Genomic DNA, 12,942 nt, shown 5'->3' with positions numbered 1-12,942 from the left:
GAGGCGTATGGGCAGCCAAATCACTAAACGCAGGCACAGAACCGCGTTTGGCGCCTTAGCTGTGGCGTCAGTTTTGCTGCTGGGTCTACCTGGGCCCAGGAGTCTGCAAGCTGCTTCGCTGACTCCCCCAACGGTGGTCTCCACCAACCTGTGTGCTGACCTGCTCGCGCTGAGCCTGACCTCACCCGAACAGCTGCTTTCCGTATCGTGGAAAAGCCAAGATCCAACGCGCTCATCGATGGCGGCGGAAGCCGCGAAGTATCACGCTAACGCCGCTGACGCTGAGGAAATCATTGCGCTTAAGCCCGACATCGTGCTGGCCTCGCGCGCCTGGCGGCGACATCCTCAGGCTGCCAATTTCGAAGCGCTCGGTATTCGCATTGTGGTGGTCCCTCTGGCGAGGACCTGGCCCGATATCCTCAGCGTAACCCAGTGGGTCGCAGAGAAGCTCGGTCGAGAGGAACGCGGCCGCACGTTGGTGAAGGAGACGCAGCGTCGCCTGGACAAACTCGAAGCAGCCGCCAGAGCAAAGCCCCAACGCAGCGTGCTTTACCTGCGTCCCAGCGGCGGTAGCGCCGGCGCTGGCTCCTATATCGACACGCTGCTGACCGGTGCGGGCCTTGGCAACCACGCCACGAAGCTCGGACTTCAGGGCTGGGGACGGCTGGATCTCGAACAGCTCCTGCTTAGCCCGCCCGACCTTTTCCTACTCAGCGATTACACGCGCGACCGCGGTCACGCGGAGGGACAGCTTCTGAGGCATCCTGCCATGCGGGCGATCCTGGCTGATCGTCCCGTTCTTCGGCTTCCGTCGAACCAGGGCAGTTGCGCAACCTGGCATCTGATCAACACCGCCGAATTTCTAGCAGGTCAGCTGGCGTCTCCGCTTATGGCGCAGGACGTGGGCACTTGAATAGCACCATCACCCTGGCGTCGGCGCCTTTGGTCAGCGGGCGCGCGATCGTGACGGTGGGACTTTCCGTCACGCTGCTTGTCCTTGCCTTGCTGTCTCTCACGTTCGGTCCTGTCGATCTCCCCCTTGGTGACGTGATTACCGGACTCCTCGGTGCCGGCGACGGAGAAGAGGCCCTGCGCCAGCAGCTCATCATCCAAGACGTGCGCCTTCCTCGCACGGTACTCGCCATCCTCACCGGTGGGTCCCTGGGACTTGCCGGTGCAGCGCTGCAGGGGCTGCTGCGTAACCCGCTCGCCGAACCCGGGCTGCTCGGCATCAGTTCGAGCGCAAGCCTGGGTGCCGTGCTGTCGTTGTACTTCGGCCTGGCGGCCCTCAGCCCCTGGCTGCTGCCGGCGTTGGCGATGGGTTTTGCCGCGTTGGCCACCGTCGTGCTTTACGTGATCGGCCGGCGCAGCGATTCGCTGACGTTGATTCTCGCCGGCATCGCGCTGTCGTCACTCGCCAGCGCACTCACTTCTCTGGCTCTGAATCTGGCGCCCAATCCCACGGACGTTCAGGACATCGTGCTGTGGCTCCTCGGCTCCCTGAGCCAGCGAAGCTTTGACGACGTGCAGCTTTGCCTGCCGTTTGTGGTCATTGGCGCTTTTCTGTTGCTGGGCTGTGGAAGGGCTCTCGATGCACTGTCGCTCGGTGAGGAAGAAGCGCAGAGTCTCGGGATAAACGTTGTCCGGCTCCGGAAGCAGGTGATTGTCGGTACGGCCCTGTGTGTCGGTGCTTGCGTCGCAATCACCGGCGCTATCGGATTTGTCGGGCTTGTGGTGCCACACCTACTGCGACCCTTCGTCGCCCAGCAACCCTCCCGCCTGCTTTTGGCGAGCGCGCTCGGCGGAGCCGTGTTGCTGCTGGCCGCTGATCTGCTGCTGCGTGCCGTTAGTGGCCCCCGGGAAATCATGCTCGGCGTGGTCACGGCCCTGATCGGCGCACCCTTTTTCTTCATTCTCGTCCTGCGGCGCCGACACGGGGTTTCGTCATGACCGAGCACAAAGTGCCAGACAGCGCCGACCGCGGCCTGCGGCTGGAACGGGTGTCGGTTCCAGGCGGAACGGATAATCCGCCGTCCGCTCCAGCGGGTCGCCGCCGCGAGCACCGACTTTCAGACGTGTCCCTGGCGATTGAGCCCGGCGAACTCTTTGGGTTGATAGGACCCAATGGCGCCGGCAAAAGCACACTCCTGAAAACGATTGCGCAGCTGATCGCCTATCGAGGTAGCGTCCGATTTCGCGGACGGCACTTAAACGAATTGGACGCGCACAGTCGAGCTCGTCAGATCGCTTATCTGGCCCAAGGCGGACAGAGCGCCTGGCCTCTCAGCGTAAGGGACTTTGTGATGCTCGGGCGCATTCCTCATCAGCGTGCAGGATGGCGACGCCGTTCAGTTTCAGCAGGAACGCTGACCGGTCCCGACGCTGATCGTGATGCGGTGTCGGCCGCGCTCGCACACACAGAGCTTGAGGCGCTTGCCGCGCGGCCTGTAGGTTCGCTGTCAGGAGGGGAATTTGCCCGCGTGCGCCTGGCCCGAGCCCTTGCCGTCCAGGCACCGCTACTGCTGGCCGATGAACCGGTAGCCGCGCTGGATCCCTACCATCAGCTTCGGCTGATGGACCTGCTGCGGGTGCAGTGTGAACAGGGCAAAAGCGCGATTGTGGTGCTCCACGACCTGACGCTGGCCAGCCGCTTCTGCGATCGCCTGCTCCTCCTGCATGAGGGCGAGGCGGTGGCCTGCGATGTACCGCGGCGGGTGCTTACGCCCGCCCATCTGCAGCGTGTCTATCAGGTCGAGGCCGTCGTTGGTGAGCACGGCCAACAACCCTATATCGTGCCCTGGTCCTGCAATCGACCGGCTGGCGAGGAACAGCAGAGCCCAGACGATCAACACCTTTCACTCAACTGGCAGGAGACCTGAGCCTTGGCATCAAATGAATCCGCAGCCGCCAACTCCGAAGAGGGCGTAAACGACGCGGCAAGCGGCACGCCGACCGTCATCTTTGTCTGCGAGACGTGCGGCTACGACGCCGAAAACCCGGATGCGGTTCGGCCAGGCAAGCGGCTCGGAGAGTCGCTCACGCGAGCATTGAGCCGCGAAACCCAGGCAGCGACAGACAACGTCGAAATGCAGCGCGCCGCGGCGCTGGCTGACCTTGAGGTACATCCCTTTCGCTGTCTGATGGCCTGCAAGCGTGGCTGCACTGCACAGGTGCGCGGCCTCGGCAAAATCGGCTACACGGTGGGTGACCTCAAGCCCGACTCGGCCAGCGTACAAACCCTGATCGACTACGCGTTGCTTTACCGGGCCTCACACACCGGTGAAGTTCCGTTCAAACAATGGCCGGATGGCGTGCGAGGCAAATTTGTCGCCCGTTTTCCGGTGCTGCCAACGCTCAACCAGGAGAACCAGGAACCATGACCAGCACCCTCGGGAGCAAGACACACCAGAGGATTCCCGCAACGATTGTGACCGGCTTTCTCGGAAGCGGTAAAACGACGCTGCTGCGAAATCTGCTGAACAACAACGACGGCTTGCGGGTTGCCGTAATTGTGAACGAATTCGGTGAACTCGGTATCGACGGTGACATCCTGCGCGGCTGCGGGCTCGGCTGTGAAGACGACAGTGACGCTGGCGGAGAGCAGGGTGGTCAGCTTTACGAGCTGGCAAACGGCTGCCTGTGCTGCACGGTGCAGGAGGAGTTCTTCCCCGTCATGCGTGAACTTGTTGAGCGCCGCGACGAGATCGATCATATCCTGATCGAAACCTCCGGCCTTGCCTTACCCAAACCGCTAGTTCAGGCCTTCAACTGGCCCGAAATCCGCAACGCCTGCACCGTGGATGCGGTGGTCACCGTCGTGGATACGCCCGCGGTAGCCGAGGGGCGGTTTGCCGCTGATCCGGGCGCGGTCGAGCTTCAGCGTTCCGCCGATCCAAACCTTGACCACGATCCCGCACTGCACGAGCTGTTTGAGGATCAGCTCAGCGCCGCAGACCTGGTGATCCTCAGTAAGACGGACATCGTCGACGCCGGAACCAGTGAGCAGGTCGAAGCGATGGTGCGAAAGGAGGTGCCGGCGCCGGTGAAGGTGGTGCACAGCGATGCTGGCGGCGTGGACCTCGGCCTGATGCTTGGCCTTAACTGCGAGGCTGAGACGCAGATCCATTTGCGCCCCAGCCATCACGATCACCACCACGACCACGACCATGACCATGACCACGATCATGATCATGATCATGGCCATGACCACTTTGACTCGCTGGTGATTGGATTGCCGGTGATGGACCGAGATCGTCTGCAGGCAGCTTTGCAGACACTCGTCGAAACACACACCATCTATCGAGTGAAGGGTTTCGTCGCGCTCGCCAACAAGCCGATGCGTCTGGTTGTTCACGGGGTGGGGCGGCGGTTTGAAAACTATTTCGACCGGCGCTGGAGAGACGACGAGACGCCGTACAGTAGTCTTGTTTTCATTGGCCGCCACCTGGACCGTGGCGCGCTTGAAGCCGCGTTGGCGCCAGCCGCAGCGCAGCAGGAGCGCTGATTTTTGCACCTGCTGGCCGCAAAACCCGGAGGGTACGTCGACGACGAGACGGTGACCACGAGCCTGGGGCAAACACCCGCAGAGGTAGTGATCCTAAGCGCCGCCGACACCACGCTCGGGCTGCTAGCGGCCATGCATCCCGCGCGTGATTCTATTGAGTCGGATCGCGAACCAGCGCCCTGGATGGCTGCCTATCCGGAAGTTCGGCTCGCCAACCTACTGCATCTTCGACAGCACGCGTCTATCGACCTGTACATCGATGAGGTGCTTCAGCACGCCAAGCTTATTGTGGTCGATCATCTCGGCGGGGAAAGCTATTGGCCCTACGGAACGGAATGTCTGGTGCGCCTTTGCCGCGATCGCGGCATCCAGCTGGTGATGTTTTCCGGTGACGGCAGCGAAGACGACAACCTGATCGCCAAGAGCACAGCGCCCGCTGAGCTTTGTCGCCAGCTTTGGCGCTACCTTCGCGAGGGTGGTGCCGACAACGCGCGACAGTTTTATGCCTGTATCGGGCGTGAGTTCTTTCAGCTCGACGCTCCGATTTTACCCGCTAAGCCGCTGCCGGCAATTTCGGTTTTTCATCCGGCGGTGCCGCTTGCTTCGATCGATAGCTGGCGCGAACACTGGCACGCTGATGCACCGGTGGTTGCGATCATTTTCTATCGCTCGCACCTGCAGGCTGGAAATACACAGGTCTTCGAGGCGCTCTGCGAATCGCTCCTGGAGAGAGGGCTTAACCCTCTGCCGATTGCGTTGGTATCGCTGAAAGATCCACTGTGCCAATCCACGCTGCGCGAATTATGTGGGCTGGCAGAAGCCGAGCTTGTGCTGAACAGTACGGCCTTTGCGGTGAGCACAATGGACAGTGACTCGCCAGCTTCGTTGGTTGCTGACCTGCCTGTGCTTCAGCTCATCATGAGTGGCGACAATCGAGATACGTGGGAGGAAGATGCACAGGGGCTGCGGGCCAGAGATATCGCAATGCACGTGGCGATGCCAGAGGTGGACGGAAGAATCATTACGCGAGCCGTCAGCTTTAAAGGCCTGGCCTACCACTGCGAGCACACGGAGTCTGACGTCGTGCGCTATCAGCCGCACGCGGAACGGCTGGCTTTTGTGGCGCGACTAGCCGAGGCATGGTGCGTGCTGCGCCGCAAGCCGAACGAGGACAAGCGCATCGCGCTCATCCTCGCGAACTATCCCACCCGCGAAGGGCGCATGGGCAACGGCGTGGGTCTGGATACGCCGGCGTCCGTCGTTGGGATCCTTCGCAGGCTTCTCAACCAAGGCTATGCCGTCGACGCCATCCCCGAAAGCGGGGACGCACTGATGCAACGCCTGAAATCCGGCGTCACAAACGATCCCGGCAACTGGCCCATGCGACCAGCGTTGCAGAGCCTCGCCATGGAGGCTTACGAAAACTTTTTTGCCGGCCTGCCGGCAGACAATCGCGAGGCCATTGTGGCCCGCTGGGGCCGCCCTGAGGATGACCCGATGGTGCGTGACGGTCGGTTCATGATCGCCGGACTCCGTTGCGGGCAGGTTTTTGTCGGCATCCAGCCCGCGCGCGGCTATCACCTGGATGCGATGGCAAACTATCACGACCCGGACCTCGTTCCGCCACACGCCTACCTGGCCTTCTACTGCTGGCTGCGGGAGGTGTTCGCCTGCGATGCTGTCGTCCACGTGGGTAAACACGGCAACCTCGAGTGGCTGCCGGGAAAGAGTGTGGCCCTCGGCGACACCTGCTGGCCCGACCTGGCGCTTGGACCCACACCGCACCTGTATCCGTTTATCGTAAACGACCCCGGTGAGGGCACTCAGGCGAAGCGACGCGCCCAGGCCGTGATCATTGATCATCTGATGCCGCCACTGACGCGGGCGGAGAACTACGGGCCGCTGCAGGATCTCGAGCGTCTTCTAGATGAATACTATGACGCAATCACTATGGATCCACGCCGCGCAACGCTGCTTCGCCGGCAGATCCTGGAGCACGTGCTAGGTCAAAATCTACACGCTGATCTCGGGCTACCGGCACCCGCCAGCAGCGACGACGAGCAGGCATTGCTCAACAGCACCGACGCCTACCTTTGCGAACTCAAAGAAAGCCAGATCCGCGACGGCCTGCACGTGTTCGGCCAGTCCCCCGCTGGCCGCCTGTCGCGCGATACGCTGCTCGCGCTGGCCCGTTATCCGGCGGGCAGCGGCACCGAAGAAAACGCGAGCCTCATCCGAGCGCTTGCCGATGACCTGCTTGAGTCAACCGACTTCGACCCGCTCGACGCGACCTGGGATGCGCCCTGGACCGGGCCGCAGCCCGTCGCACTCAAGGCGCTGGACACAAGAACCCGGTGGCGTAACGGTGGGCACACCCGTGAGCGGCTGGAACTCCTGGCGCAAAGCCTGATCGATGAGAAAGCCCCACCAGACTCAGCCGAGAAACGCGGCTGGTACGCCACCGCTAAGGTGCTCAAACGTCTTTGGTCGGATCTGGCTCCACGGCTGGACGCCTGTGGGGAGCAGGAGCTTGCGCAGCTGATCAACGGACTGTCCGGCCGCTTCGTTCCGCCCGGACCTAGCGGCGCGCCGTCGAGGGGCCGACCCGATGTTTTGCCGACGGGCCGCAATTTTTACTCCGTCGATACGCGCGCCATCCCCACGGCTACCAGCTGGCTGCTCGGCTGGAAATCAGCCGCTCAGCTGCTGGAAAAGTATCAGCAGGAAGAAGGTGACTACCCGCGTGCCATTGGCCTTTCTGTCTGGGGTACCTCCACGATGCGGACGGGGGGAGACGATATTGCACAGGCTTTTGCACTGATCGGAGCACGCCCGAAGTGGGCGAGCGGCAGCAATCGGGTCACCGACTTTGAGATTTTGCCGCTGGACCTGATCGACCGCCCACGCGTTGACGTAACGCTGCGCGTGTCGGGTTTTTTCCGTGATGCCTTCGCCAACGTCGTCCGTCTTTTTGATGCGGCCATTCAGGCCGTTGCTGACTTGAACGAAGCCCCGGAAGATAACCCGATCCGAGCGCGAATTGCTGCCGAGACTCAGGCCCTCAGAGCCAACGGGGTTGCTGAAGACGACGCGCGGCGAATCGCCGGCTTTCGAGTCTATGGCGCGAAACCCGGCGCGTATGGCGCAGGACTGCAGGGGTTGATCGATAGCCGCAACTGGCAGGACGACGGAGATCTGGCAAGTGCTTTCCGAAATTGGGGAGGCTTTGCCTATGGCCAGCAGGATTATGGCGCTGACGCTCGCGACCAGTTTGTTGCGCGCCTGGCTCAGATCGATCTGGTATTGCAAAACCAGGATAACCGAGAACACGACCTGCTGGACTCGGACGACTATTATCAGTTTCAGGGCGGCATGACCGCCGCCGTGCGCCACTACCGAGGCGAGCAGCCGCGGATATATTTTGGCGATCATAGCAATCCGGCAACCCCGCGCGTGAGGTCGCTCGAGCAGGAAATCAGTCGGGTGATGCGTGCGCGAGTGACGAATCCAAAGTGGATTACCGGCGTGCAGCGTCACGGCTACAAAGGTGCTTTCGAGATGGCGGCGACGGTCGACTATCTCTTTGCCTATGACGCAACGGCACGCGTGGTGCGCGACGACCAGTATGAAGCCGTTACCGACGCCTACGTGATCGATGACAAAAGCCGAGGTTTTCTAAGGGCGCATAATCCAGACGCACTCCATGACATCTGCGAGCGCCTGCTGGAAGCCATCCAGCGCGGCCTGTGGCAAGAGCCTGGATCCTACGAACAGGCGCTCCAGCAGCACCTGCTGGAAACCGAACAGCTGGTGGAAGGGTAGGCAAGGTGCGTGGATCGAGCAGGCCATGAGAGGAGTCCAGTAATGACGGCCGACAAACAGGCCCCGGAGGTGCGGGTCAGCTTCCCATTCTCAGCTCTTCAGGGGCAGGCCGATCTTCAGTGCGCGCTGCTGCTCTGTGCCATTGACCCGATGATCGGCGGCCTGCTGATCCAGGGACCTCGCGGCACCGCAAAGTCCACGAGCGCTCGCGCTCTCGCTGCGCTGCTGCCAGCCGGGCGTTTTGTGAATCTGCCGCTCGCCGCTAGCGAGGAAAAGCTGGTCGGTTCGCTGGACATCGACGCCGCGCTCAAGGGTGCGGGGGTGCAGTTCCAGCCAGGGCTGCTGGCGCAGGCTCATGGCGGCGTACTCTACGTTGATGAGGTCAACCTGCTAGCTGACCATCTGGTTGACCTGCTGCTGGACGTGAGTGCCAGCGGCGTCAACATTATTGAACGCGACGGTATCTCCCATTCTCACGAGGCACGCGTAGTGCTGATCGGGACTATGAATCCCGAAGAGGGCGAGCTTCGACCGCAGCTCCTCGACCGCTTTGGGCTGTTCGTGGCGCTTGAAGACGCACCTGACCTTGCCACTCGAGAGCGCATCGTGACTACCCGGCTCGCCTTCGATCAAAACCCGAAGGCCTTCGTCGAAGCTCAGGCATCACAGGAGGCAGCGCTGCGCGAGCAGGTGTCCACGGCGAGAAAAAAACTGCAACTCATGGACTTCACAAGCTCGCAGATCGCCCGGGTGAGCGAGCGTTGCAGCCAGGCCCAGGTGGAAGGCGTGCGGGCGGACCTGACGCTTTTGCGAGCCGCGCGCGCTCATGCCGCGCTTGAGGGCCGCACAAACATCACGGAAATGGACTTTAACCGCGTAGAGCCCTGGGTGTTGGCCCACCGTCGACGTGACGGGTTGCCAGCGAATCGCGAGGCGGCGACGAACAGAGACGAGGGCGATATTCATACGCAACACCCGCAAGCGAAGTCGGCGGGGCAGCCTGCAGAGGCCGACATGGCGACACCGGGTGAGCCACCGCAACAATCCGCAGGTGAATCGGCCGGCGATTCAGCTGACGGACCGACACGCGAAACGAGCAATCGGTCGTCGGACGTCGATTGGGGTGAGCTTCGCGCTCCCCGCAGCCCGCCCAGGGCCGCGGTGAAGGGCGTACGGCCGATTCCGGTACCGCCAAAAAAGCCCTGACCTGGCAACGGGGCACCCGGACAGAGCCCGCTGCCAGGAACAGCAAACAGTCAGCAAAGCGGGTTCCGGGCCCGCTGCAAATAACTCGAGTCGGCTCTCAGGAATCTATTAATTGGCCTGGAACACTGGCCGAAAAAGGCCCGCAGCCGCTTGAGGAAGACCACCTGCAATATCGTGAGCGGTCGGGGCGGGAGCAAACCCTCCACGCTTTTTTGATCGACTGCTCAGCGTCGATGCTTCGCCACGGTGGGCTTGCGCTAGCCAAAGCGCTGCTGGCGGGTTGGTGTGACCAGCTCAACCGACGCGCCGACCCGCTCGTTGTCATCAGCTTTGGCGGCGACGGTGCGCAGCTTTTGAAGGCGCCAGGGACAGGTGCTCGGATACGAGAGTGGATTGATCGCATCCCTGGCGGAGGCGGAACGCCGCTGTCCTCAGGAATTCAACTGGTAGACAGGACGATGCGGCGCCTTAGGAGCCGCTCCCCGGCGTTAAGGATCCATTGCTGGTTGCTGAGTGACGGCCGTTTTTCAAGCCTCCCGCCAGTGCCCCCGGAGTCGGACTGGTGTGTCTTAGTCGACTGCGAAGAAAGCGTTGTCCCGGCTGGACGCAGCCATGCACTGGCTCAGCGTTGGGGCGCTACACATCTTCGAGCTCGTGACCTGGTGTGGCCGACGGTCTGAGATGACGGCCGACCTACTCAGAGCAAGTCATTCACGTTTGCTGCGTGATTTGAGTTCAGCCGGCGTGGCGAAGCCGACGGGTGTGCAGCGTCGGCGGGATCGAAAGATCCCCGAAGCGCTTTACCGCAGCCAGCGCAGCGAGTTCGATCAGTGGCTCGAGCACGATCACCGTCAGGTAAGCGCCACCAAACGCTGCGATATTGGCGAGGTTTTCCGCGCCGAAACCTTGGCCGTAGAAGGCCCAGAACGCGACCCAGGCGATGATGCCACCCTGGTAGACTCCGGAAAGGGCCAAGACCTGTCGGTATCGGAGATCAACGTACGCGGTGCCCACAGGCACGATGCGCCTGGACAAACGCGAAACGGCCCAGAGCGGCACGATCAGCGTTGTAACGTTCATAAAATATTGGGGCAGATCCAAAGGCGCAAATATCAGCCCCTGCGCCAGCAGTCCCAGCGCAAGCCCGATGGCGGTGGGGCCAGCACCAAGAATCAGGTACAGCGTAGCGCCCAGGATGAGATGTACCTCCGATACGCCGACAGGATATTTGAACAGCACCTCGAAAAAACAAAACACGCATGCCGTCGCCAGCACGCTTCGTGTGATCAGTGCCCCGAAACCACCGTCGCTCTTGATGGTTTCCCTGGCCATGGCAACAGCGAGGCCTCCCGCACCGGCCGCGGTCGCATACGAGAGCAAAATTTTGGTGCCGTCGACGACGCCCGGTTCGATGTGCATTCCAATCTCCTGAGGTACTTTAGAGGCACGATCTGTCAGTCCGTACCCAAGACGTTAAGTCTACGCCGGTCGGCATCTTGGTGCACGGTTCTCCGGAGGTATCAACTGAACCTAATCGCGTTGGCTTCGGCCTGATGGCGACCCAGAAATGCATCATCACCGGAGGGCCCGGAAGCGGGAAAACGTCGCTCATCGAGGCGCTCACTTTACGGGGCTACGCGCACTCGCCGGAGGTGTCGCGGCGGCTTATCCGCGAGCAGATGGCAATCGAGGACGGCGTGCTGCCCTGGCAATCACTACCGGCGTTTGCCGCCCTCGCCGTTGAAGCGATGCTGCGCGACCATGATTTGGTTGAGCCTCAGGCCGGCATTGTGTTCTTTGATCGCGGACTCCCCGATGTCTTTGGCTATCTGCGCAATAGCGGCCTGGAAATACCGGATCATTGGAAAAGAGCGCACGATCACTGCACCTATGCCCAGCAGGTCTTCATCCTGCCGCCCTGGCCAGAGATTTACGTCAACGACGACGAGCGACCACAAACGTTGGACGAATCGAGGGCACTGCACGCGGAGATTTCGCGCGCCTACGAACAGCTGGGATATGAACTGATTGAAGTACCCAAGATCCGCGTCGATCAGCGCGCTGACTTCGTTTTGGAACAACTATGCTCAACTTGAAACAACTAGCAGAGAATGCTTGCCGCGCCCCGCTCAGACTCCCTTGGCCGAGTGGTATGACACCCACAAAATTTTTCGACTGGCCTGCGGCAACCGCCTTACTCGTCGCTTTCTTTTGCGCCGCAGCGGCGGATTTTGCGTCTGCTGACGGCATCGCCCAATCGGAACCCAGGGTGGCAATCAATAACCCAGGCGAAAGCGTTGCTGATTATCTTGCGTGTCTTCGGGATTCCGACGTCATGCTGATAACCGGACATCGGGGTGGGCCAGGGCCAGGTTATCCGGAAAATGCGATTGAGACCTTTGCATACCTGCTAGCACACGGACCGATGCTCATCGAAACCGATGTACGCAAAACGAGTGACGGCCAGCTGGTTCTCCTTCATGACGAGACGCTCGATCGAACCACAACCGGCAACGGGCCGGTTGCCGAAAAAACGCTTGCGCAGATCAAGGCTCTCAAGCTCATCGACAACAACGGAAAGGAAACGTCGTTTCGAATTCCAACGCTGACACAGGCCTTAGCTTGGGCACGCGGACGCGCAATCCTCCAGCTGGATGTTAGCCGGGTGTTGAGATAGGACGAGTCGCAGCAGAGGTTGCAACGGCTCAGGCGCAGAGTTTTACCGCGGTTATAGCGTATTCTTCAGCCGACGCCATGACGGTCGCAGCTGTTGATAAGAACCTCACAATTTCGGCTGAGATCGTTGATACGCAGCAGCTGGACAAACTCACGGCAACCGGTATCAGGGGGGATCGCTTTATGGCGTGGACCGGCGTTGAAGCCAGGCGCCCCGATCTGTGGCGGGCCCTCAACAGACGGGGAGTCAGTACAGCCTGGGGCTCTTTCTGGTTGCTGGACGAGGACCTTCGGGAAGGGGGTAATCCAATTGAATTTGTCCGCCTGGCAAAAGGCCCTCTCGACGTGCTGTCAACCGATTTGCCAATGATTGCCTATGACGCTGTTATGCGGGCACAAGACGTCGAAGCCGCGGTCAAAGAATGCAATCAACAGCCATCCGTGGATGTCAGATCTCAACAGCCTTGAATCGGAGACTGGCAAGAAAGGATCAGCGGAATGGTGCCCGGGGCCGGGCTCGAACCGGCACGGAGTTTCCTCCGAGGGATTTTAAGTCCCTTGCGTCTACCAATTTCGCCACCCGGGCAGGCCGGCGCCAGTGTACCGCAATCGGAGCCAACATTCGGGCCGATGTCCCTCTTGGCCAGCTCGTGCGTCGGCAGGTAGGATTGCGCAACGCTAAACGAGGCCGGCTCAAAGCCGCCGAGGCGCATTCTGACCATTTCTGAGAGTGT

Annotated in this window: 11 protein-coding genes and 1 tRNA gene; 10 read left to right on the top strand and 2 right to left on the bottom strand. The window is 61.3% G+C overall.

The window, feature by feature from the left end; all coding sequences use genetic code 11:
• Positions 1 to 61: 61 nt before the first annotated feature.
• The 7 genes from AAF358_15060 to AAF358_15030 are packed head-to-tail and all read left to right on the top strand — an operon-like array spanning position 62 to position 9,532.
• Entirely contained in the window at positions 62 to 913 is an 852-nt protein-coding gene (locus tag AAF358_15060; protein ID MEM7706876.1) for an ABC transporter substrate-binding protein, read from the top strand.
• Entirely contained in the window at positions 910 to 1,950 is a 1,041-nt protein-coding gene (locus tag AAF358_15055) for an iron ABC transporter permease (GenBank protein ID MEM7706875.1), read from the top strand. Before AAF358_15060 ends, AAF358_15055 begins: the two co-directional genes overlap by 4 nt.
• Positions 1,947 to 2,879 carry an ABC transporter ATP-binding protein gene (locus AAF358_15050; GenBank protein MEM7706874.1) on the top strand — a complete coding sequence of 311 codons (933 nt, stop codon included), beginning with the start codon at positions 1,947 to 1,949 and terminating at the stop codon, positions 2,877 to 2,879. Before AAF358_15055 ends, AAF358_15050 begins: the two co-directional genes overlap by 4 nt.
• A 3-nt stretch (positions 2,880 to 2,882) precedes the next feature.
• Complete coding sequence (locus AAF358_15045; GenBank protein MEM7706873.1) at positions 2,883 to 3,380, top strand: DUF1636 domain-containing protein; 498 nt, start codon at positions 2,883 to 2,885, stop codon at positions 3,378 to 3,380.
• Positions 3,377 to 4,504, top strand: a complete 1,128-nt coding sequence (cobW, locus tag AAF358_15040; GenBank protein ID MEM7706872.1) for a cobalamin biosynthesis protein CobW — start codon at positions 3,377 to 3,379, stop codon at positions 4,502 to 4,504. Before AAF358_15045 ends, cobW begins: the two co-directional genes overlap by 4 nt.
• Positions 4,505 to 4,507: 3 nt before the next feature.
• Complete coding sequence (gene cobN, locus AAF358_15035; protein ID MEM7706871.1) at positions 4,508 to 8,326, top strand: cobaltochelatase subunit CobN; 3,819 nt, start codon at positions 4,508 to 4,510, stop codon at positions 8,324 to 8,326.
• Between the two features lie 42 nt (positions 8,327 to 8,368).
• Positions 8,369 to 9,532: an ATP-binding protein gene (locus tag AAF358_15030; protein ID MEM7706870.1), complete on the top strand. Its 1,164-nt coding sequence runs from the start codon at positions 8,369 to 8,371 to the stop codon at positions 9,530 to 9,532.
• A 735-nt stretch (positions 9,533 to 10,267) separates the two neighbouring features.
• On the opposite strand, the gene AAF358_15025 is transcribed toward AAF358_15030, so the two are convergent.
• Positions 10,268 to 10,951, bottom strand: a complete 684-nt coding sequence (locus AAF358_15025; GenBank protein MEM7706869.1) for an energy-coupling factor ABC transporter permease — start codon at positions 10,949 to 10,951, stop codon at positions 10,268 to 10,270.
• Positions 10,952 to 11,085: 134 nt separating this feature from the next.
• On the opposite strand from AAF358_15025, the gene AAF358_15020 reads away from it, so the two are divergent.
• The 3 genes from AAF358_15020 to AAF358_15010 all read left to right on the top strand — a co-directional run bounded on the left by AAF358_15020 (position 11,086) and on the right by AAF358_15010 (position 12,676).
• On the top strand, positions 11,086 to 11,628 hold the full coding sequence (locus tag AAF358_15020) for an AAA family ATPase (protein MEM7706868.1): 543 nt from the start codon (positions 11,086 to 11,088) through the stop codon (positions 11,626 to 11,628).
• Positions 11,629 to 11,867: 239 nt separating this feature from the next.
• Positions 11,868 to 12,209, top strand: coding sequence for a glycerophosphodiester phosphodiesterase family protein (locus AAF358_15015; protein MEM7706867.1), 342 nt, complete (start codon positions 11,868 to 11,870; stop codon positions 12,207 to 12,209).
• A gap of 77 nt (positions 12,210 to 12,286) precedes the next feature.
• Complete coding sequence (locus AAF358_15010) at positions 12,287 to 12,676, top strand: hypothetical protein (GenBank protein ID MEM7706866.1); 390 nt, start codon at positions 12,287 to 12,289, stop codon at positions 12,674 to 12,676.
• A 31-nt stretch (positions 12,677 to 12,707) separates the two neighbouring features.
• On the opposite strand, the gene AAF358_15005 is transcribed toward AAF358_15010, so the two are convergent.
• Positions 12,708 to 12,794, bottom strand: a tRNA-Leu gene (locus AAF358_15005).
• Positions 12,795 to 12,942: the final 148 nt, after the last annotated feature.

The organism is Pseudomonadota bacterium, assembly GCA_039033415.1.
In the GTDB taxonomy this organism is placed as follows: Bacteria; Pseudomonadota; Gammaproteobacteria; order Xanthomonadales; family SZUA-38; genus JANQOZ01.
This window is presented reverse-complemented; position numbering and strand designations above follow the sequence as displayed.